The sequence below is a fragment of the Streptomyces sp. NPDC057638 genome (genome assembly GCF_042800315.1).
Classification (GTDB): Bacteria; Actinomycetota; Actinomycetes; order Streptomycetales; family Streptomycetaceae; genus Streptomyces.
The window spans coordinates 17,634-40,788 of record NZ_JBHVHF010000037.1; the positions used below are offsets into that span (position 1 = coordinate 17,634).

Below are 23,155 nucleotides of genomic sequence, written 5' to 3' on the forward strand. Positions count from 1 at the left end.
TCAGCTTTCCCGTGAGAGGTGGTCAGTGCCGCTGCCCGTGTCGGTGGCGTCGCCCAGGGCGAGGGCGACGAGGTCGGAGAGGTCCATGTCGTCGAACTGGTCGGTGTCCGTGGTGTCGTCGGCGCCGCCGGTGGACCCGGCGGCCGGACCGGGGGCGCCGGACTGATCGGGGTGCCCGGGGTCGGAGGCGAGGGCGAGCAGGGCGTCGAGGAGGCCGGTCTCGCGCATCCGGCGCAGCGGGATGGTGCGCAGGGTGGCCCAGGTCGCCGCCTCCTCGGCGCTCTGCGGCGCGGTGTCGCGGCCCGCGCCCGTGCCGTCGGTCCCGAACAGTTCGGCCGTCAGATGGCGGGCCAGGGAGTCGAAGGTGGGGTGGTCGTAGACGAGGGTGGTGGGCAGGGTCAGCCCGGTGACGGCGGCGAGCCGGTTGCGCAGGGTGATGACGGTGAGGGAGTCGAAGCCGAGTTCCTTGAACGGCCGGTCGATCCGCATCTCGGCGGCGGAGGTGTGGCCGAGGGCGACGGCGGCCTCCCGCTGGACCCGGTCGACCAGCAGCCGCTGACGTTCGGCGGGTTCGGCCGCTCCCAGCTCCCGTACGAAGGCGAGGTCGCCGTCCTCCTCGGCGGTCGTGGACGGGGTCGGTACGGCGAGCGCCTGGCGGGCGTCGGCGACGCCGTCGATCAGCGGCCGGTGCCGGGCGGCGGTGTAGGCGGGGGCGAAGGAGCGCCAGCCGATGTCGGCGACGATCAGGTCCCCGTCGGGGGTCCCGGCGGCGTCGGCGAGGGCGCCGACGGCGAGTTCGGGGTCCATATGGTGGAAGCCGAGCTGGCGCAGGACGGTGGCCGAGCTGTGTTCCGCCATGCCGCCGCCGTCCCAGGTGCCCCAGGCGAGGGAGAGCGCCGGGAGACCGGCGGCGCGCCGCTCGGCGGCGAAGGAGTCCAGGAAGGCGTTGGCGGCGGCGTAGGGGGCGCGCCCGGTGTCGCCGAGGGTTCCGGTGAGCGAGGAGAAGAGGACGAAGGCGTCGAGGTCGAGGGCGTGTTCCCCGGCGAGCGCGGCGAGATGGCGGGCGCCTTCGACCTTCGGGCCGAGGACGGTGGCCAGGTCACCGGGGGTGAGCAGGCCGAGCGGGCGCTCGGCGCCGTTGGTCCCGGCCGCGTGCAGGATCGCCCGGATCGGGGGGCCGTCCACCTCCAGTTTGGCGATGAGGGTGGCGAGGGCCTCCCGGTCGGTGAGGTCGCAGGCGGCGGCGATGGTCTCGGCGCCGGACGCGAGGAGTTCCGCCCGCAGTTCTGGCATGCCCTCGGCGGCCTCGCCGCGCCTGCTGACCAGCACGATCCGTTCGGCACCCGACCGTGCGGCCCAGCGGGCGACATGCCCGCCGATGGCCCCGGTGCCTCCGGTGATCAGTACGGTCCCCCGGGGCCGCCACGGTGTCGCCGGTCCCCCGGCGGGGGCGCGCACCAGCCGCCGTGCCATGAGGCCGGTGGAGCGGATCGCGAGGTGCTCCTCCTCGGTGACTCCGCTGAGGACGGTACGGAGCAGTGCGGCGCCTTCCGGGCCGAGCGGGCCGGGCAGGTCGATCAGCCCGCCGGTGCAGTGGGGCAGTTCCAGGCCGAGGACGGCGCCGGCGCCCCACAGCAGGGCCTGCGCCGGATGGGCGGGCGGATCGTCGGGGCCGGTGCCGACGGCCCGGACGGTCACCGTCCACAGGGGGAGGCCGCTGTCGAGCGCGGCCAGTGCCCTGACGGTGGTCAGCCACTGTCCCAGCCCCTGGGTGAGCGCGGGGTGCGCGGGGTCGGGGGTCTCGTCCAGGCCGGTGAGGCAGAGCACTCCGGCGAGCGGGGCACCGGGTCCGGTGGCGGCGCGGATCCGGTCGGCGACGGCCGTGGCGGTGGCATCGGTGAGCGGCTCCGTCAGGGCCAGCCGGACGATGTCGGCGCCCCCGGCCGTCAACGCGTCGGCGATCTCGTCCCCGAGCGGGGCGTGCGGGCCGTCTCCGGAGTGCAGCAGCAGCCAGCGGCCCGTCAGTTCGGGGGTGCGGGCCGGGCGGACGGGCACCCAGGTGGTGCGGTAGCGCCAGCGGTCGAGCGTGGCGCGGGTGGTGCGCTCACCGTGCCAGCGGGAGAGCGCGGGCAGGACGGAGGCGAGGTCACCGGCGTCGGCACCGACCCGGGCGGCGACCGCCTCCGCGTCCTGGCGCCGTACCGCGCTCCAGAACTCGGCCTCCTGCGGGTCGGTGACGGCCGCCGTCGCCGTGGCGGCGGTGTCGGGCCAGAACCGGCGGCGCTGGAAGGCGTACGGGGGCAGATCGACCCGCCGCGCCCCGGTGGGCGCGAACAGGGGTGTCCAGTCGACGGGGGCCCCGGCGGTGTGGGCCTCGGCCAGCGAGCGCAGGAAGCGGCGCGGTCCGCCGTCCCCGCGCCGCAGGGTGCCGACGGCGGCGGCGCCGTCCCGGTCGGCGAGGGTCTCCAGGACCGCCGAGGTGAGCACCGGGTGGGCGCTGACCTCGATCATCGGTCCGAATCCCTGGTCGGCGAGGGAGCGTACGGCGTCGGCGAAGCGGACGGTCCGGCGCAGGTTCTGGAACCAGTACCCCGCGTCGAGCGGCAGGTCCTCATCGGCCCAGTCGACCGTCACCGTGGAGAGGAACGGCACCGTGGGCAGGGTGGGCCGGACCGGGCCGAGCACCTCCATCAGCCGGTCCTCCAGCGCGTCGGCGTGGGCCGAGTGGGAGGCGTAGTTGATGGGGACGCGCTTGACCCGCAGCCCGCTCGCGCGGCACTCGGCGGCCAGTTCCCCGAGGGCGTCCTCGTCGCCGGAGACCACCACGGCGCGGGGGCTGTTGACCGCGCCGTGGCAGAGCCGTCCGGCGTAGGGCTCCAGGAGTTCCGTCACCCGTTCGGGGGTGGCCTCGACGGAGAGCAGTCCACCGCGTCCGGCGAGCGCGGTGACCTCGCGTCCGCGCAGGCACACCACCCGGGCGGCATCACTCAGCGACAGCGCGCCGGAGAAGCAGGCGGCGGCCATCTCGCCCTGGGAGTGGCCCACGACGGCGGCGGGTTCGACACCGTAGGACCGCCAGAGCGCGGCGAGCGCGAGGGTGACGGCGAAGGTGGCGGGCTGGACCACGTCATCGCCGTCCAGGCCGGGGGCGCCGGGGGCGCCGCGCAGGACATCGGTCAGGGACCAGTCCAGGTACACACCGAGCGCGGCCTCGCAGCGCGCTATCTCGGCGGCGAAGACCGGGGAGGTGTCGAGGAGCCCGGCGGCCATCCCGGCCCACTGGGAGCCCTGCCCGGGGAAGACGAAGACGGGTTTGGCCCCGGGCCGGGCCACGCCCTCCACCACGGAGGCCCCGGGTTCGCCCGCGGCGAGCGCGCGCACTCCGGCGAGCAGTTCCCCGGGGTCGGCGCCGACGACGACGGCCCGGTGGTCGAAGGAGGAGCGGGTGGTGACGAGGGAGTGGCCGATGTCGGCGGGGGTGGGACGGGGTCCGGCACCGGGGCGGGCCGTCGCCGGGGCGTTCGCGGAGGCGGTCAGCGGGTCGCCCGCCGACTCCGTACCCCCGGCGGGGCCGGTGGCCGTCACGAGGACGCTCACCGACTCCGTAGCCCCTGCGAGGCCGGGTGCCGTCGCCGGATCCGTGCCGTCGGCCGGGGTGTCGCCGGGGGTCTCCAGGTGGCGCAGCAGCCGTTCCGCCTGGGCGCGCAGGGCGAGCGGCGAGGGCGCGGAGAGCGGCCACGCGACCAGGGGGGCGGGCTCGGAGAGCGGCCACGCGACCAGGGGGGCGGGCTCGGAGAGCGCCCCGGCCCCCGTGGTGCCGGGGGCCGTCGCCGCGGATGTCCCGGCCCCGCTGGCGCCGGGAGCCGTCTCGATGGTCGGCGCCGTCAGGGCATCCGCGCCGGAGTCCGCCGCCGGGGCCTGGCCCCGCTGGTGGCCCTGGTGCTCGTCCGGCTCCTGGGGCGGCTGTTCCAGGATCACATGCGCGTTGGTGCCGCTGATCCCGAAGGAGGAGACGGCCGCGCGGCGCGGATGGTCCGTGGTGGGCCAGGCGCGGTTGTGCTCCAGCAGCCGGACCGCGCCCGTCTCCCAGTCCACCCGGGACGAGGGGGCGTCCAGATGGAGGATCCCCGGCAGGACGCCCCGGCGCATCGCCATCACGGTCTTGATGACCCCGGCGACCCCGGCGGCGGCCTGGGTGTGGCCGATGTTGGACTTCAGCGCGCCGACGAGCAGCGGGGTGTCGGCGGGCCGCTCCTGGCCGTAGGTGTCGAGCAGGGCCTGGGCCTCGATCGGGTCGCCGAGCGGGGTGCCGGTGCCATGCGCCTCCACCGCGTCCACCTCGGCGGCGGTGAGCCCCGCGCTGGCCAGCGCCGCGCGGATCACCCGCTGCTGGGACGGGCCGTTGGGCGCGGTGAGGCCGTTGGAGGCGCCGTCGGAGTTGACCGCCGAGCCCCGGACGAGCCCGAGGACGCGATGGCCGTGGCGGCGGGCGTCGGAGAGCCGCTCCAGCAGCAGCAGGCCCACCCCCTCGCCCCAGCCGGTGCCGTCGGCCCCGTCCGCGAACGGCTTGCAGCGGCCGTCGGACGCGAGCCCGCGCTGGCGGCTGAACTCCTGGAAGACGGTGGGGGTGGACATCACGGTCGCGCCGCCCGCCACCGCCAGCGAGCACTCGCCGGAGCGCAGCGCGCCGACGGCCCAGTGCAGCGCCACCAGCGAGGAGGAGCAGGCGGTGTCGACGGTGACGGCGGGGCCTTCCAGGCCGTAGGTGTAGGCGATCCGGCCGGAGGCGATGGAGGCCGCCGTGCCGTTGCCGAGATGGCCTTCGAGCTCGTGGTCACGGCCGTGGACCAGCATGGGGTAGTCGGTGTACATCAGGCCGACGAAGACACCCGTGCTGCTGCCCTTGAGGGAGCGCGGCGGGATCCCGGCGCGTTCGAACAGCTCCCAGGAGGACTCCAGCAGCAGCCGCTGCTGGGGGTCCATGGCGAGCGCCTCGCGCGGTGAGACACCGAAGAGGGTGGGGTCGAAGCGGTCGGCGCCGTCGAGGAAGCCGCCCTCGCCCGCGTAGCTGGTGCCGGGGCGCTCGGGGTCGGGGTGCAGGAGCTGGGCGAGGTCCCAGCCACGGTCGTCGGGCATCGGCACGACGGCGTCGGCGCCGCGCTCCACCAGCTCCCACAGCTCCTCGGGCGAGGTGACACCCCCCGGCAGCCGACAGGCCATGCCGACGATGGCGATGGGTTCGTCGGTGGTGACGGCGCGTGCCGGGGTGGTCGCGGGGGGCGGCGCGGGGGCCGTCCGCGCGTCGGCGCGCTCCTGGAGGTGCCGGGCGAGCGCGGCGGGGGTGGGATGGTCGAAGATCGCGGAGGCGGGCAGTCTGACCCCGGTCTCCTCGCTGAGCCGGTTACGGAGTTCGACGGCCATCAGGGAGTCGAAGCCGAGTTCGGAGAAGGCCCGCTCGGTGTCGACCGCGCCCGGCGAGCCGTACCGCAGCACGGCCGCCACCCGCGCCCGTACCAGATCGATCATGGCGTGGGGCCGGGCGGTGGCGGCGGGAGCGGTACGGGAGGGGGCTGCGGCGGCGGGCCGGACGAGGCCGCGCAGCAGCGCGGGGAGCAGATGGGCGGGCTGGCGGCGCAGCACGGCGAAGTCCAGGGCGGCGCAGACGAGGTTGGGCTCGGGCCGGGCGAGCGCGGCGTCGAACAGGGCGAGGCCCTCGGTGTCGCTCAGACTGAGCACACCGATCGACCCGGCGCGCGCGAGGTCGGCGTCGCTGAGACCGCCGATCATGCCGTCCCGGCCCTCCCAGAGGCCCCAGGAGAGCGACTGGGCGGGGAGCCCGGCCCGGCGGCGCTCGGCGGCGAGGGCGTCGAGGTAGGCGTTGGCGGCGGCGTAGTTGCCCTGTCCCGGGCCGCCGAAGGTCCCGGCGGCGGAGGCGAAGAGCACGAACGCGGACAGGTCCATGCCCTGGGTCAGTTCATGGAGGTGGAGCGCGCCGCTGACCTTGGCGTCGAGGACGGTGTCGATCCGCTCGGGGGTCAGCGACTGGATGATCCCGTCGTCGAGCGCCCCGGCGAGATGGACGACGGCGGTGAGCGGATGTTCCTCGGGGATGGCCGCGAGGGCGTCGGCGAGCGCGCCCCGGTCGGCGGCGTCGGCGGCGACGAGGGTGACCTCGGCGTCCAGCGCGAGGAGTTCGGCGGCGGCCTCGGCCCGGGGGCCGCTGCGGCTGGTGAGCAGCAGGTGCCGTACGCCGTGCGCGGTGACGAGATGGCGGCACAGGGCCCGGCCGAGCTGGCCGGTGGCTCCGGTGACGAGGACGGTTCCGTCGGGGTCGAAGGACCCGGAGCCGGTACGGGCGCGGGGCGCGGGGCCGTCGCTGGAGGGGGCCGCGTCCGGCCCGGTGGTGGACGTTCCGTCCGGGGCGGCCGGGAGGGCGCTGACGGCGGCCCCGGCGCGGTCCGCTCCCCCGGTCGCCGCTTCGTCGGTCACCGGGACCCGGGTGAGCCGGGGGCCGTACCAGCGTCCGTCCCTGAGGGTGAGCTGGCGCTCGTCGTACGCGAGGAGCGCGGCGGACAGCGCGGCGTCGGCGGTGGGCTCGTCTGTGTCATCTGTGTCGATCAGCAGGAAGCGATCGGGGTTCTCGGACTGCGCCGAGCGGACGAGCCCCTGGACGGCCGCGGCGACCGGGTCGGTCCCGGCCTCCTCGCCCGGCAGCCGGACCGCGCCCCGGGTGCGCAGCACCACCCGGGTGTCGTCGTCCCCGGGGGTGTCCAGACGCTCCTGGAGCACCCGCAGGGTGCGGTGCAGGGCCACGCGTACCGCCTCGTCCACGGCGGCGGGCAGGGGGCCGCCGCCGGGCAGGTCCACGATCTCCAGCGGGGCGGCCTGCGACTCGGCCTCAAGCGGCGGCAGTTCGCGCCACTCGACGCGGAACAGGGCGTCGCGCCCGGGGGTGGCCGTCCCCGTCGGCAGCGGGCGCACCAGCAGGGAGTCCACGGAGATGACGGGGGCGCCGTACGGGTCGGTGGCGGTGAGCGAGAGCGTGCGCGGGGTGGGCCGGGTGAGGGTGACCCGCAGGGCGGTGGCGCCGCTGGAGCGGAGCGAGACCCCGGCCCAGCTGAAGGGGATCGCGCCCTCGTCGGGGCCGCCGTCCAGGGCGGCGGTGTGCAGGGCCGCGTCCAGGAGGGCGGGGTGGAGTCCGTACCGTTCGGCGTCGAGGTGGTGGCTCTCGGGGAGGTCGGCCTCGGCGAGGATCCGGTCCCCGAGCCGCCAGGCGGCGCGCAGCCGCTGGAACAGCGGGCCGTAGTGGAGGCCGGAGGCGGCGAGTTCACCGTAGAGGGAGGCCGTGTCGATGGCGACGGCACCGGGCGGCGGCCACGCGGTGTCCGCCGGGAGGTCCCCGCCGGGGGCGGTCTGCGGCTCCTGGGTGAGGGTGCCCGTGAAGTGCTCGGTCCAGGGCGCGTCGTCGCCGCGCTCGGTGTCCCGCGCGTACCCGGTCACCGTCCGGGCGCCGCCCGTGTCAGCGGGGCCGACGACGATCTGGATAGCACGGTGGTCGCGGGCGCCGAGCACCAGCGGCTCGGTGATGACGAGTTCCTCGACCCGGGGGTGGCCGGTCTGGGCCCCGGCCCTCAGGGCGAGTTCGAGGAAGGCGGTGCCGGGGACGAGGATCTGGTCGCCGACGCGGTGGTCGGCGATCCAGGGGTGGGTGCGCAGCGAGAGTTCGCCGCCGAAGCTGTGGCCGTCGGCGTCGGCGCGGTCCAGACGCACCGCGAGGACGGCGTGGTCGGCGGCGGCCAGGCCCTGCCGGGAGACGGGCGCGTCGAGCCAGTAGCGGCGGCGCTGGAAGGCGAAGGTCGGCAGCTCGACCGGGCGGGCGCCGGTGCCGTCGTGGAAGGCGGCCCAGTCGAGGGGGGCGCCGTGCGCCCACAGCAGGGCGAGGGCGCGGGTCAGGTGCGCGGTCTCGGACCCGGACCGGCGCAGCAGGGGCTGGACGAGGCAGTGCGCGGGCACGTCGTCGCCGACGGCGGCCGAGAGCGGACCGTCCGGGCCGACCTCCACGAACCGGGCGGTGCCGAGCCCCCGGAGGGTGGCGATGCCGTCGGCGAAGCGCACGGTGTCGCGGACGTGCCGCACCCAGTGTTCGGCGGTGAACTCCTCCATCACCTGGCCGGTCAGATTGGAGACCACGGGAATCCGGGGCTTGTGGTGGTCGACGCTCTCGGCGACGGCCCGGAACTCGGCGAGCATCGGGTCCATCTGGTGCGAGTGGAAGGCGTGACTGACGCTGAGCCGCCGGGTTCCGGCCTGGGTGAAGCGGGCGGCGACGCGCAGCACGGCGCCCTCGTCGCCGGAGATGACCAGGGAGCCGGAGGCGTTGATCGCGGCGATCGACACCCCGTCGCCGAGCAGCGGTGTCACCTCCTCCTCGGTGGCCCGCAGGGCGACCATCGCGCCCTGGCCGGGCAGCGCCTGCATCAGCCGGGCGCGGGCGGCGACCAGCCGGCAGGCGTCGGGGAGGGTGAGCACGCCCGCGACATGGGCGGCGGCCAGTTCACCGACCGAGTGGCCGATGAGGTGGTCCGGGGTGACACCCCAGGATGCGAGGAGCCGGTACAGGGCGACTTCGAGGGCGAAGAGCGCGGGCTGGGTGTACTCGGTGCGGTCGAGCGGCCCCTCGTCGTCGAACATGGCGGTGCGCAGCGCGGGCCCCGAGGCGCCGCCGAAGTGGTCGCAGATCTCGTCGAGGGCGCGGGCGAAGACCGGGTACGCGGCGTACAGTTCCCGTCCCATACCGGCCCGCTGGGCGCCCTGCCCGCTGAACATGAAGGCCAGCGGCCCGCCGAGGACGCGTCCGCGCACTGTGTTCTCGCCGGGCTCGCCGCCGTCGCCGTCGGCGATGGCGGTGAGCCCGGCGCACAGCTCGCTGTCGTCGGCACCGACGGCGACGGCGCGGTGTTCGAGCGCGGCCCGGGTGGTGGCCAGCGAGAGACCGATGTCGGCGGCGGGGTGTCCCGCGACGCCGGTGAGCAGCCGCGCGGCCTGCGCGGCGAGCCCGTCGGCCGTCCGCGCGGAGACGGGCCACAGGACGGCGGGAAGGGTACGGGGAGGCCGCGCCGGGTGCGCGGGGGGTCCCGCCGGGGCGTCGCCGTGGGGCGCGGGGGTGCCGGAGGAGTCCGGGCCGGTCGCCGCGTCGGTTCCGGCGGCGGAGGCGCCGCCCGCCCGCTGGGGCTGGACGGGGATCCGGAGACCGGACCCGGTCGCCGACGGGCCCGCTGGGTCCACCGGGGCCGCTGCTACGTCCGGGGCCTGTTCCACGATGACATGCGCGTTGGTGCCGCTGACACCGAAGGCGGAGACGCCCGCGCGCCGCGGGCGCCCGGTCTCCGGCCACGGCCGGGCCTCGGTGAGCAGTTCCACCCCGCCGCCCGCCCAGTCGACATGGCGTGACGGGGTGTCGACATGGAGGGTCTTGGGCAGGGTGCCGTGCCGCATGGCGAGCACGGTCTTGATGATCCCGGCGACCCCGGCGGCGGCCTGGGTGTGGCCGACGTTGGACTTGAGCGACCCGAGGAGGAGGGCACGGCCCTGGGGCCGGTCGGCGCCGTAGGTGGCGATGAGGGCCTGGGCCTCGATGGGGTCGCCCAGGGTGGTGCCGGTGCCATGCGCCTCCACCGCGTCCACCTCGGCGGCGGTGAGCCCCGCGCTGGCCAGCGCCGCGCGGATCACCCGCTGCTGGGACGGGCCGTTGGGCGCGGTGAGCCCGCTGCTGGCGCCGTCCTGGTTGACGGCGGTGCCCCGGATGAGCCCGAGGACATGGTGGCCGTGGCGGCGGGCGTCGGAGAGCCGCTCCAGCAGCAGCAGGCCCACCCCCTCGGACCAGCCGGTGCCGTCGGCGGCGTCGGCGAAGGACTTGCAGCGGCCGTCGGGCGACAGCCCCCGGTGACGGCTGAACTGGACGAAGGTGACCGGGGTCGACATCACCGTCACCCCGCCCGCCAGCGCCAGCGAGCACTCCCCCGAGCGCAGCGCCTGACTGGCGAGGTGCACCGAGACCAGGGAGGAGGAGCAGGCGGTGTCGAGGGTGACGGCGGGCCCCTCGAGGCCGAGGGTGTAGGCGATCCGCCCGGAGGCGATGCTGGGCGCGCTGCCGTTGCCGAGGTGACCCTCCATGCCCTGCGGCGGCCGGGTGATCCGGGTGGCGTAGTCGTTGTACATGATGCCGACATAGACCCCGGTGCGGCTGCCGCGTACGGAGTCGGGGCTGATGCCGCCGCGCTCCAGCGCCTCCCACGCGGCCTCCAGGAGGAGCCGCTGCTGGGGGTCGGTGGCGAGGGCCTCGCGGGGGCTCATCCCGAACTGCTCGGCGTCGAAGTCGGCCGCGTCGTGCAGGAAGCCGCCTTCGGTGGCGTAGCAGGTGCCGGGCCGGTCGGGGTCGGGATCGTAGAGGGACTCCAGGTCCCAGCCCCGGTCGGTGGGGAAGCCGGTGACGGCGTCGGTGCCGTCGTCCAGGAGGCGCCACAGCTCCTCGGGCGAGGTGACACCCCCGGGCAGCCGGCAGCTCATGCCGACGATGGCGATCGGCTCGGTGCTCCTGGCCTCCAGTGTCTGGAGCTTCTGCCGGGTCCGGTGCAGATCGGCACTGGCCCGCTTCAGATAGTCGCGGAGCCGTTCTTCGTTCATGGCGGTCCTCGCGGTCAAGGTCGCCCCCTCCTCAGGTGTCCAGCTCGCTGTCGAGGAACTGGAAGATCTCGTCATCGGTCGCCGCCTCGAAGTCCTCGACCACGGAGGTGGTCACGGTGTCGGCGGGGGTGGCGGCGAGCGTGGTGAGCAGCTCGCGGAGGCGGTGTTCGACCCGGTCGCGGAGGGCGCTGTCGGCGACCGTGCCGGGCAGGTTGGCGCCGAGCTTGTCCAGCTCGACGAGGATGGGGTCGAGGACGCGCTCCTCGTCGGAGGGGAGGATCTCGCCGAGCCGTCCGGCGAGCGCGGCGGGGGTGGGGTAGTCGAACAGGACGGTGGCCGGGAGGTGCAGCCCGGTCTGCCGGCTGAGCCGGTTGCGCAGTTCCACGGCGCTGAGCGAGTCGAAGCCCATCGCGAGGAAGCCCTTGCCCACGTCGACGTGTTCGGGTCCCTCGTAGGCGAGGACGAGCGCCGCCTCGGCCCGTACCAGCTCCAGCAGGGCGCGGGAGCGCTCGGCGGCGGGCAGGGCGCCGAGCCGGTCGGCGGCCGTGCTGGCGGTCCGGGCCGGGGCGCCGGTGGCCGCGGTGGGCCGGGGGCGGCCCCGGACGAGTCCACGCAGCAGGAACGGCACGTCGGCGCGGTCCCGGTCGCCGAACTCGCCGAGCGCCAGCCGGACGGGTACGAGGGCGGCCTCGTCGGCCGCCCGGCCGAGGTCGAGCAGATCGAGCCCGTCGGCGGCGGTCAGGGGCAGGACTCCGCCGCGTGCGATCCGCGCCTGGTCGGCGGCGCCGAGTTTGCCGGTCATGGTGCTGAGGTCGGCCCAGGGTCCCCAGTTGAGGGAGACGGCGGGCAGCCCCTCGGCGCGCCGACGGCTGGCGAGCGCGTCGAGGAAGGCGTTGGCGGCCGCGTAGGCGCCCTGCCCGCCGCCACCGAAGACGGCGGCGAGCGAGGAGAACATCACGAAGGAGGTGATACCGAGCGGCCGGGTCAGCTCATGCAGATGGAGCGCGGCGTCGGCCTTGGCCGCGAGGACGCCGTCGATCCGTTCGGGGCTGAGGGAGGTGACCAGCCCGTCGTCGACGACGCCCGCCGCGTGGACCACTCCGGTCAGCGGGCGCGCCGGGTCGATCCCGTCGAGCAGCCGGGCGAGGTCACGCCGGTCACCGGCGTCACAGGCGGCGATCTCGACCTGGGCGCCGAGCGCGGTGAGTTCGTCCCGCAGCGCGGACGCCCCGTCGGCGGCGGGCCCGCGGCGGCTGACGAGCAGCAGCGCGCGCACACCGTGCCGGGTGACCAGGTGCCGGGCGACGAGCGCGCCGAGCGTGCCGGTGCCACCGGTGATCAGGGTGGTGCCGGTGTGGTCCCAGATGGGGTCCGTCGAGGTGACGCCGTCAGCGGACGCGGCCGTGGCGGGATCCGTCTCCGCCGGGTACGGACCGGCCTCGGTGTCGGCGACGTCAGTCTCGGCCTTGGCATCGCCGTTGGCGTTGGCATGGGCGTTGGCGTTGGCGGCAGCCTCGACCCGGGCCAGCCGGGCCAGCCGGACCGTCCCTTCCCGTACCACCGCGCGGGGTTCGTCCACGGTCAGCGCCCAGGGCAGCGCGGCGGCCGAGTCCGGGCCCGGGTCGGTGTCGATGAGGAGGAGCCGGCCGGGGTTCTCGGAGGCGGCGGCGCGGACCAGGCCGTGGACGGCGGCGCCGGGGAGGTCGGTCAGTTCGCTGTCGGCGTCGACCGCGAGGGCGCCCTCGGTGAGGAGGACCAGCGTGGAGCGCGCCACCCGCTCGTCGGCGAGCCAGGTCTGGACGTGCTCCAGCGCCCGGCCGGTGGCCTCACGGGCGGCCCGGTCCGGCTCCCCGGTGGCGGGCGGATCGGCGACGATCACCCGGTCGGGCACCGGGGCGCCCGCCGCGACCTCCGCGAGCAGCTCCGCCACCGTGGCGTGGGTGGTGAGGTGCGCGGTGCCGTCCAGGGTGGCGGCGAGCCGCCCGGCGGGCCCGATGAGCGCCCAGCGGGTGCCGGGGGCCACGGGGGTGCGCGGGGCCGGGACCCACTCCGTACGGAAGAGAGCCTCGTGTACGGGGACGGTCAGGGCACCCGCGTCGGCGCCGCTCACGGGCCGGACCGCCAGGGAGGCGACGGAGATGACGGGGCGTCCGGTGGGGTCCCAGGCGTGTACGGAGACCGCGTGGTCGCCGGTCTCGGTGACCGCGATCCGCAGCCGGGTCGCCCCGGCGCTGTGGAGGACCACATCGCGCCAGGAGAAGGGCATCACGCCCCGGCCCCGCTCGCCCGTGGAGGTGTGGGCGATGGTGTGGAGGGCGGCGTCCAGGAGGGCGGGGTGGAGTCCGTAGCCGGTGGCGTCCTCGGTGAGTTCGGCCTCGGCGAGGATCTCGCCGTCGTGGCGCCAGACGGCGGTCAGCCCCTGGAAGGCGGGCCCGTACGCGGCCCCGGCCCCGGCGAGGCGGTCGTAGAAGCCGTCGAGGTCGACGGGGACGGCGCCCTCGGGCGGCCAGGTCCCGGGCGCGGGCGCCATGGGCGGCGCGTCGGGCAGCAGGGCGCCCTCGGCGTGGGTCCGCCACGGGGTGTCGTCGGTGGCGCCGTCCGCACGGGAGGCGACGGTCAGGGCACGGGGGCCGGTGGTGTCGTCGGTGGTGGTGGTGGCGGCGCCGACCCGCACCTGGACGCTGACGGCGCCGTGTTCGGGGAGGACGAGCGGGCTGTGCAGGGTGAGTTCACCGACGGTGCCCCGGCCGACGCGGTCCCCGGCCTGGACGGCGAGTTCGAGGAAGGCGGTACCCGGCAGCACCACGGCCCCGCCGATGGAGTGCCCGGAGAGCCAGGGGTGGCTCCGCCGGGAGAGCCGGGCGGTGAGCAGGAGTCCGCCGTCGGCGAGCGGGACGGCCGCGCCGAGCAGTGGATGCCCCACCTCCTCCAGCCCGGCGGAGCGTACGTCGCCCTGCCGGGCGGTGGACTCCAGCCAGTACCGCTGGCGGTCGAAGGGGTAGGTCGGCAGCGGCACCAGCGCGCCACCGGGGTGGAAGGCGGCGAGGTCCAGGGTGCCGCCGTCGGCGTGGATCCGGCTCACGGCCGTGAGCAGTGCCTCGGTCTCGCCCCGGCCGCGCCGCAGGGTGGAGACGACCACACCGGGGGCGTCCCCCTCCCCCGTACCGGATGTGTCGTCGTCACGGCAGTCGGCGACCAGCGCGGCGAGGACGGCGTCCGGGCCCACTTCCAGGAACCGGGTGACGCCCTGCGCGCCGAGGAAGCCGACACCGTCGGCGAACCGCACCGGCTCACGGAGCTGGGAGACCCAGTACGCGGGTGTGCTCAGCTCGCGCGCCGTGGCGGCGCGGCCGGTGACACCGGAGACCACCGGGATCCGCGGCTCGGCGGGGCTGAGCCCGGCGACCGCCGCCGCGAACGCGTCCAGCGCCGGGTCCATGTGCGCGGAGTGGAAGGCATGACTGACCTTCAGCTTCTTGGTCTTGCGCCCGGCCGCCGCGAAGTGGGCGGCGATCCGGTCGGCCTCGTCCGTGTCACCGGAGACGACGACCGCGCGCGGGCCGTTGACGGCGGCCAGGCCGATCCGGTCGGTCAGCAGGGGCAGCACCTCGTCCTCGGTGGCGGCGACGGCGACCATCGCGCCACCGGGCGGGAGCTGGCCCATCAGCCGTCCCCGGGTGGCGACCAGCGCGCAGGCGTCGGCGAGGTCGAACACCCCGGCGACATGCGCGGCGGCGATCTCACCGACCGAGTGCCCGATCAGCAGATCGGCGGTGACGCCCCAGGACTCCAGCAGCCGGAAGAGGGCGACCTCGACGGCGAAGAGCGCGGGCTGGGTGTACTCGGTGCGGTCGAGCGGCGCGGCCCCGGCGGGCGCGGCGCTGTCGGTGCTCTCGGGGCTCTCGGGGCTCTCGGGGCGCTCGGGGGCCTCGGCCGCGAAGACCACATCGCGCAGCGGGCGGTCGAGATGCTGGTCGAGATGGGCGCAGACCTCGTCGAAGGCGTCGGCGTAGACGGGAAACGCCTCGTACAGCTCCCGGCCCATGCCGGGCCGCTGCGCACCCTGTCCGGAGAAGAGGAACGCGGTACGTCCGCCGCTGACCGCGCCGGTCACCGAGGGCGCGGTGAGCCGCTCCTGGGTGGCCAACGCGGAGAGCCGCCGCCGCAGTTCGTCACCGTCGGCGCCCCACAGGAGGGCGCGGTGGGTGAAGCGGGTGCGCCGGGCGAGGCTGTGGCCGATGTCGGCGGGGTCGAGCCCGGGGCGCTCGGTGAGGGTGGTGAGGAGCTGACGGGCCTGCGCCGCGAGGGCGGCGGGGGTCTGGGCGGAGAGGATCCAGGGGACCCGGGCGGCGGTGGCGTCGGCCTGGGCGACGGCCGCGTCTCCGGTGGCGGGGGCGCTCTCCAGGAGCGTCCCGCCGGGCGCGGCCGCCGTCTCCTCGCGCGCCGGGGCCAGGTCGCGCGGCGCCTCCTCCAGGATCATGTGCACATTGGTCCCGCTCACCCCGAACGAGGAGACACCCACCCGCAACGGCCGCTCACCGCGCGGCCACGCCCGTTCCTCGGTGAGCAGCCGTACCGTCCCCGCCGACCAGTCGACGTGCGGCGACGGCTCGTCGGCGTGCAGGGTCCTCGGCATGGTGCCGTGCCGCATCGAGAGGACCGCCTTGATCACCCCGGCCGCGCCGGACGCGGCCTGGGTGTGACCGATGTTGGACTTCACCGAGCCGAGCCAGAGCGGCCGTTCGGTGGAGTGCCCCTGGCCGTAGGTGGCGAGCAGGGCCTCCGCCTCGATGGGGTCGCCGAGGGCCGTGCCGGTGCCGTGGGCCTCGACCATGTCGACGTCGGCGGCGCCGAGCCCGCCGCTGGCGAGGGCCTGGCGGATCAGGCGCTGCTGGGCGAGGCCGTTGGGGGCGGTCAGGCCGTTGGAGGCGCCGTCCTGGTTGATGGCGGAGCCCCGGACGACGGCGAGGACCGGATGGCCCTTGCGGCGGGCCTCGGAGAGCCGCTCGACCAGCAGCAGGCCCACGCCCTCGGACCAGCCCGCGCCGTCCGCGTCGGCGGAGAACGCCTTGCAGCGTCCGTCCGGGGAGAGCACACCCTGCCTGCTGAACTCCACGAAGACATCGGGTTTGGCGATGACGGTGACACCGCCCGCGAGCGCCATGTCGCACTCGCCCGCCCGCACCGCCCGCGCCGCCATGTGCAGGGCGACCAGCGCGGAGGAGCAGGCGGTGTCGACGGTGACGGCGGGCCCCTCCAGGCCGAAGGTGTAGGAGATCCGCCCGGAGGCGACGCTGCTGGCGCTGCCGGTGGCGAGCTGCCCCTCGTACTCTCCGGGGGCGTCGGCGGCACGGGAGCCGTAGTCGGCGTAGTTGGAGCCGACGTAGACGCCGACCGGGGTGCCCTTCACGGTCTCCGGGTCGATCCCGGCGTGCTCGAACGCCTCCCAGGCCGTCTCCAGCAGCAGCCGGTGCTGGGGGTCGATGGCGGGTGCGGTCCGGGGCGAGATGCCGAAGAACGGCGCGTCGAAGAGGCCGACTCCCTCCAGGAAGCCGCCGCCACGGGTGTAGAAGGTGCCCCGGCGCGCGGGGTCCGGGTCGTAGAGGGACTCCAGGTCCCAGCCACGGTCGCCGGGGAGCGGCGCGATGGCGTCGGCGCCGTCGGCGAGCAGCCGCCAGAGCTGGTCCGGGGTGCTGACACCGCCGGGGAGACGGCAGCTCATGGCGACGATGGCGACCGGGTCGTCGGCGCTCTCCCCGGCCACCGCCGGGACCCGTGCGGACTGGTCGGCATCCTCGCGCGGCTCCTCGGTGAACAGCTTCGACGCCAGGTGGCGGGCGAGCCGCAGCGCCGTCGAGTGGTCGAAGACGACGGTGACCGGCAGCCGCAGCCCGGTGATCTCGTTGAGGCGGTTGCGCAGTTCGACGGCGGTGAGGGAGTCGAAGCCGAGGTCCCTCAGGGCCCGGTCGGCGGCGACGTCGTCGGCTCCGGGGAGCCCCAGCACCGCGGCGGCCTGGGCGCGGACGAGGGCGACCAGGGCCTGTTCGCGCTCCGGTGCCGAACGGTCGGCGAGAGTGGCGGCGAAGCCCTCAGGGGCGGGGCTCCCGGCGGACGCCCCGTCCCCGGTCTCCGGCCGCCGCTCGGTGGTGCCGGTCAGGTCGTCGAGCACCCGCCCGGACCCGTCCGGGGTGCAGCTGGCCGCGAACCGTGACCAGTCGACGTCCGCGACGGCCACATAGGCCAGTTCGTGGTCGAGGGCGTGCTGGAGGGCGGCCAGTGCCGTGTCGGGCGCCATCAGGCCCATCCCGGAGCGGCGCAGGGAGTCGGCCAGCTCACCGCTGGCGAGGCCGCCGCCGTCCCAGGCGCCCCAGGCGACGGAGGTCGCGGGCAGCCCCTCGGCGCGCCGCCGGGCGGCGAGGGCGTCGAGATAGGCGTTGCCCGCCGCGTAACTGGCCTGACCGGCGCCGCCCAGGGTGCCCGCGAGCGAGGAGAAGAGGACGAAGGCGTCCAGCTCCCGGTCCCGGGTCAGCTCGTCCAGATGACGGGCGGCGTCCACCTTGGCCCGCAGCACCGTGTCCGCGCGGTCGGGGGTGAGCGCGTCGATCAGGCAGTCGTCCAGCGCGGCGGCCGCGTGCACGACCGTGGTGAGCGGGTGCTCCGGCGGTACGGAGGTCTCCAGCAGCAGCGCCAGCGCCTCGCGGTCCGCCGCGTCACAGGCGGCGACGGTGACGGTCGCGCCGAGCGCGGACAGCCGCTCGGCCAGGTCGGCCGCGCCCGGGGCGCTCTGTCCGCGCCTGCTGGTGAGCAGCAGATGCCGGGCGCCCTCGCGGGCCAGCCAGAGCGCCACCTGGGCGCCGACACCACCGGTACCCCCGGTGATCAGTACGGTGCCGTCGGGGCGCCAGTTCCGTACGGCGGTGGCGCCGGTCATCGGCGTGCGCGCCAGCCGGCGGGTGAACAGGCCGGTGGCGCGGAGCGCGGTCTGGTCCTCGCCGTCCAGCTCGGTGAGCGCGGTCACCAGCCGCTGGGCCGCGCGTTCGTCGGCGTGCGGCGGCAGATCGAGCAGTCCGCCGGTGCGGCCGGGGTGTTCCAGGGCGGCGATCCGCCCCAGCCCCCACAGCTGCGCCTGGTCCGGGTCGGGCGCCGGATCGGCGGCGCCGACGGAGACCGCGCCCCGGGTCACCGTCCACAGGCGGGCGCCGATCCCGGCGTCGCCGAGCGCCTGGGTGACGGCCGTACCCCGCTCGAACAGGGCCCGCCCGTCGTGGGGCGCGAGCGCCAGCAGCGAGACGACGGCGGTCGCGTCGGTCAGCTCACGGAAGAGATGGGTCAGTTCCTCCCGGCCGGAGCCGTGGACCTCCACGCTCCGGGTCTCGGCGCCACGGGACTCCAGGGCGCCCTGGATGAGCCCGGCCCACGCGACAGTTCCCACGGGGTCCCCGCCCGGGGTGCCGGGCACCAGCAGCGTCCACCGCTCCCCGTCGAGCCGCCGCGTTCCCGCGACCGCCCCCAGGGGCTTCCAGGTGACCCCGTACCGCCAGGAGTCGACCGCGGAGTCCCGCCTGCGCCGCCGACGCCAGCCCGACAGCGCGGGCAGCACCGAACGCAGCTCGTCCTCGACTCCTTCGGCCGCCAGCGCGGCGGCGACGGCACCCGCGTCCTCGCCCTCGACGGCGGCCCAGAAGGCGGCGTCGGCGGGGTCGGTGACGGTCTCGGTCTCGGGGGTCTGGTCCTGAAGCCAGTAGCGCTCGCGCTGGAAGGCGTACGTGGGGAGGTCGACCAGTTCCGGTCGCGGGTCCGGGAACGCGGCGGACCAGTCGACGTCCACGCCATGGACCCACAGCTCGGCGGCGCTGGCGAGGAACCGGCCCAGACCGCCGTCGTCCCGGCGCAGCGAACCGGTGACGACCGCTTCCCGCGACGACTCCAGGGTCTCCTCGATGGCCGCGGTCAGCACGGGGTGCGAGGAGGCTTCGACGAAGGCGCCATAGCCTCCGGCGGCGAGCGCCTCGACCGCGTCGGCGAACCGGACCGGCTGGCGCAGATTACGGAACCAGTACCCCGCGTCCATGCTCAGCGGGTCCACGAACTCCCCGGTGACGGTGGAGAACAGCGGGAGGCGGCCCTCACGCGGGGTCAGACCGTCCAGGGCCCCCAGCAGTTCGTCCCGCAGGGCGTCCATCGCGGGCGAGTGCGAGGCGTAGTCCACGGCGATCCGGCGGGCCCGGACACCCTCGCGCTCACACGCGGCGACCAGCGCGTCCACCGCACCGACCGCACCCGACACGACGACCTGGGAGGGGCCGTTGACCGCCGCGATCGACACACCCTCGGGCAGCAGTTCCTCAGCGCGGGCAGCGGAGACGCGGAGGGACGCCATCGTCCCCACCCCACTGGCCACAGCCCCGATGGCCCGGCTCCGTACACACACGATCCGCGCCGCGTCCTCCAGCGACAGCACACCCGCCACACACGCGGCCGCGATCTCACCCTGCGAATGACCCACCACCGCCGACGGGGTGACCCCGTACGACTCCCACAACGCCGCCAGCGACACCATCACCGCGAACGACGCGGGCTGCACCACATCCACCCGCTCCAGCGCGACCGGATCCCGGACGACCTCACTCAACGACCAGTCCACAAAGCCCGACAGCGCCGCCTCACACTCCGCCCACCGCGCCGCGAACACCGGCGACTCCTCCACCAGCCGCACCGCCATCCCCACCCACTGGGCACCCTGACCCGGGAAGACCAGCACCGTCCGGCCCGGAGTAGCCGCCTCGCCCCGCACCACGTGGTCGGCGGGCTCGCCACCGGCCAGGGCGGTCAGCCCGGCACCGTAGGCACCGAGGACCACCGCGCGGTGCTCGAACCGCCCACGCGACGACAGCAACGACCAGCCCACCGCGCCCGGATCAAGGTCACCCACCGCGCCCAGCGCGGCGGCCTGACCCCGCAGCGCCGCCGCACTCCGTGCCGACACCACCCATGGCACGACGGCGGGTGCGGGAGCGCTCTCCGGGGCCACCGGAGCGGCCGGGGCCTCCTCCAGCACCACATGCGCGTTGGTGCCGCTCACACCGAACGACGAGACGCCCGCCCGGCGCGGCCGGTCCGCCGACGACGGCCACTCCCGCTCCCGCGCCAGCAGCTCCACCGCACCGGCCGACCAGTCCACCCGCGTGGACGGGGTCTGCGCGTGCAGCGTCTTCGGCAGCACACCGTGCCGCATCGCCTGCACCATCTTGATCAGTCCGGCGACACCGGCCGCGGCCTGGGTGTGACCGATGTTCGACTTGATCGACCCCAGCCACAGCGGCCGGTCCCGCGCCGGGTCACTGCCGTAGCTCGCCAGCAGCGCCTGGGCCTCGATCGGGTCGCCGAGCGAGGTGCCCGTGCCGTGCGCCTCGACCACATCCACCTCACCGGCGGCCACACCGGCGTCGGCGAGCGCGTCCCGGATCACCCGCTGCTGCGAGGGGCCGTTGGGCGCGGTCAGGCCGTTGGAGGCGCCGTCCTGGTTGACCGCCGTGCCCCGGATCACCGCCAGCACCCGGTGCCCGTTGCGCTGCGCGTCGGACAGCCGCTCCAGCAGCACCATCCCGGCGCCCTCGGCGAAGCCCATCCCGTCCGCTTCGTCCGAGAACGCCTTGCACCGGCCGTCCAGGGAGAGTCCGCGCTGACGGCTGAAGCCGACCAGGCCGATCGGCTCGGAGATGATCGACGCGCCACCCGCCAGCGCCAGCGAGCACTCACCGCCGCGCAGCGCCCGCACGGCGAGGTGCAGGGCGACGAGCGCGGAGGAGCATCCCGTGTCGAGGGTGACGGCGGGCCCCTCAAGTCCGAGGGTGTAGGAGATCCGGCCGGAGGCGATGCTGGTCACGGTGCCGGTGAGGAGATGGCCCTCGACGCCCGGCGGCAGGGTGCGCATCCGGCTGCCGTAGCCGCCGTGCGCGGCGCCGACGAAGACACCGCAGTCCCCGCCCCGCAGGCTGTGCGGGTCGATCCGGCCCTGTTCGACGGCCTCCCACGCGGTCTCCAGCAGGAGTCGCTGCTGTGGGTCCATGGCGATGGCCTCACGCGGGCTGATCCCGAAGAAGGCGGCGTCGAAGTGCCCGGCGTCGGCGACGAACCCGCCCGTGCGGGCGTAGGTGCGGCCCTCCTCGTCCGGGTCGGGGCTGTAGAGCCGCTCCAGGTCCCAGCCACGGTCGCGCGGCAGGTCGCCGATGGCCTCGCCGCCCTCGGCGACGAGCCGCCACAGGTCGTCGGGTCCGCCGATGTCACCGGGGAAGCGGCAGCCCATGCCGACGATCGCGATCGGCTCGTCGGCGGTGGCGGCCACGGCCTTGTTGATGGTCGCGACGGTCGCCACGGCCGCCGCCTCGTCGCCGAAGAGCGTCGTACGGAGGTGCCGCGCCAGCTTCGTCACCGTCGGGTAGTCGAAGACGAGCGTGGTCGCCAGCCGCAGCCCGGTCGCGGTGTTCAGGGCATTGCGCAGCGCCACGGCGAGCAGGGAGTCGAACCCGAGGTCGCGGAAGGGGCGGGCGTCCTCGACACCGTCCGGGTTCTCGTGCCCGAGGACGGCGGCGACATGCTTGCGCACCAGGGCGCGCAGCTCCAGGTCGCGTTCCTGCCCCGGGAGCGGCGCGAGCCGTTCGGCCAGGGCGTTCGCGCCGTTCTCCCCCGTACCACCGGCGGCCGGGGCGTCCCGGCGGTCGCGGTCGAGGATGGCGCGGATCTCCGGGATCTCACCGAGCAGGGGGCGTTCGCGGGCGGCGGTGAAGACGGGGACGAAACGCTCCCAGTCGACATCGCCGACGGCGAGGAAGTCGGCGTCGGCGTCGAGCGCCTGCCCCAGTCCGCCGATCGCGACGCGGGGGTCCATGAAGGGGATGCCGCGCCACTTGAGCTGGGTGGCGATGATGTCGTTGGCCATGCCGCCGCGTTCGTCGTCGGCCGCCCAGATGCCCCAGGCGATGGTGGTACCGGCCAGGCCCCGGGCGCGCCGGGAGCGCGCGACCGCTTCGAGGTAGGCGTTGCCGGAGGAGTACGAGGCGTGGTCGCCCGCGCCCCAGACGGCGGCGACGGAGGAGTACAGCACGAACGCGTCGAGGCCGTCCCGGTCGAAGACCCGGTCCAGGTTGCGGGTACCGGCGAGCTTCACCTCGGCCCCGGCCTCGAACTCGGTCAGGTCCGTCGCCGCGAGCGGCGCCAGCAGGCCGACGCCAGCGCTGTGGACGACGGTCCTGATCGCGGGCCCGTCGGCCTCCACCCGCGCGACCAGGTCGGCGAGCGCGTCATGGTCGGAGACATCGCAGGCGGCGACCGTGACCCTGACGCCCAGCTCGGTGAACTCGCGGACCAGGTCGTCGGCGCCCGGTGTCTCCAGACCCCGGCGGCCGACGAGGACGAGGTGTTCGGCGCCCGCCGCGACCAGCCAGCGGGCGGTGTGCGCGCCCAGTCCTCCCGTACCGCCGGTGATCAGCGCGGTTCCGCTGGTGCGCCAGGGCCGGGCGGACGGTGTCACCGGGGCCCGGCGCAGCCTGCGCAGCAGGGCGCGGCCCGCGCGGACGGCGAACTGGTCCTCGGCGCCCCCGGCCGCCAGGACGGCGGCGAGGCGCGCGGTGTCGGCGGCCGTGACGGTCTCCGGGAGGTCGACCAGACCGCCCCAGCGGTCCGGGTGCTCCAGACCGAAGACGAGCCCCAGGCCCCAGGTGCCGCTCTGTACGGGGTGGGTGAGGCGGTCCCCGCTCCCGGTGGAGACGGCGTCCCGGGTGCACAGCCACAGGGGTACGGGGGTGTCGCGCTCGGTGAGGGCCTGGGTGAGCAGCAGGTTCAGCGCGAGTCCGGTGGTGAGGGCGGGGTGGTCCGGATGCGGGCTCTCGTCGTACGCGAGGGTGGAGAGAACCCCGGCCAGCTCGCCGTGTCCGGCCAGCAGCGCGGCGACGTCGGCGCGGTCGGACCCGGCGGCCAGCACCAGTTCGGCCACGTCGGCGCCGCTCGCGGTGAGGCCGTCCCGCACCGCCGCGACGGCCGGGTCCTCGTGCGGGGCCTGGCCGCTGACCAGCAGCCACCGTCCGCCGAGCGTGGCCGGCGCGCCGTCCGGGCCGGGGATCCAGTCGACCCGGTACCGCCAGGACGCGAGCGCGGACCGCCCGCGCTGTCGCTCCCGCCACTCGCCGAGGGCGGGCAGGACCTCGCTCAGCGGCGCCTCCTGGGTGACCTGGAGGGCCTCGGCGAACGCCTGCGGGTCACCACTGCCGACAGCCGCCCAGAGTTCGGCGTCGACCGGGTCGGCGGCGGTCCCGGTGTCGGGACTCTGGTCCTGAAGCCAGTAGCGCTGGCGCTGGAAGGCGTACGTGGGGAGGTCGACCAGCTCCGGTCGCGGGTCCGGGAACGCGGCGGACCAGTCGACGTCCACGCCATGGACCCACAGCTCGGCGGCGCTGGCCAGGAAGCGGTCCAGACC

At 75.7% G+C, this 23,155-nt stretch carries 2 protein-coding genes; both read right to left on the minus strand.

What is annotated here, in order from left to right:
- Positions 1 to 10,701, minus strand: a complete 10,701-nt coding sequence (locus ACFVIM_RS08185; RefSeq protein WP_384299838.1) for an SDR family NAD(P)-dependent oxidoreductase — start codon at positions 10,699 to 10,701, stop codon at positions 1 to 3.
- A 13-nt stretch (positions 10,702 to 10,714) separates the two neighbouring features.
- Entirely contained in the window at positions 10,715 to 23,107 is a 12,393-nt protein-coding gene (locus tag ACFVIM_RS08190) for a type I polyketide synthase (protein WP_384299839.1), read from the minus strand.
- Positions 23,108 to 23,155: the final 48 nt, after the last annotated feature.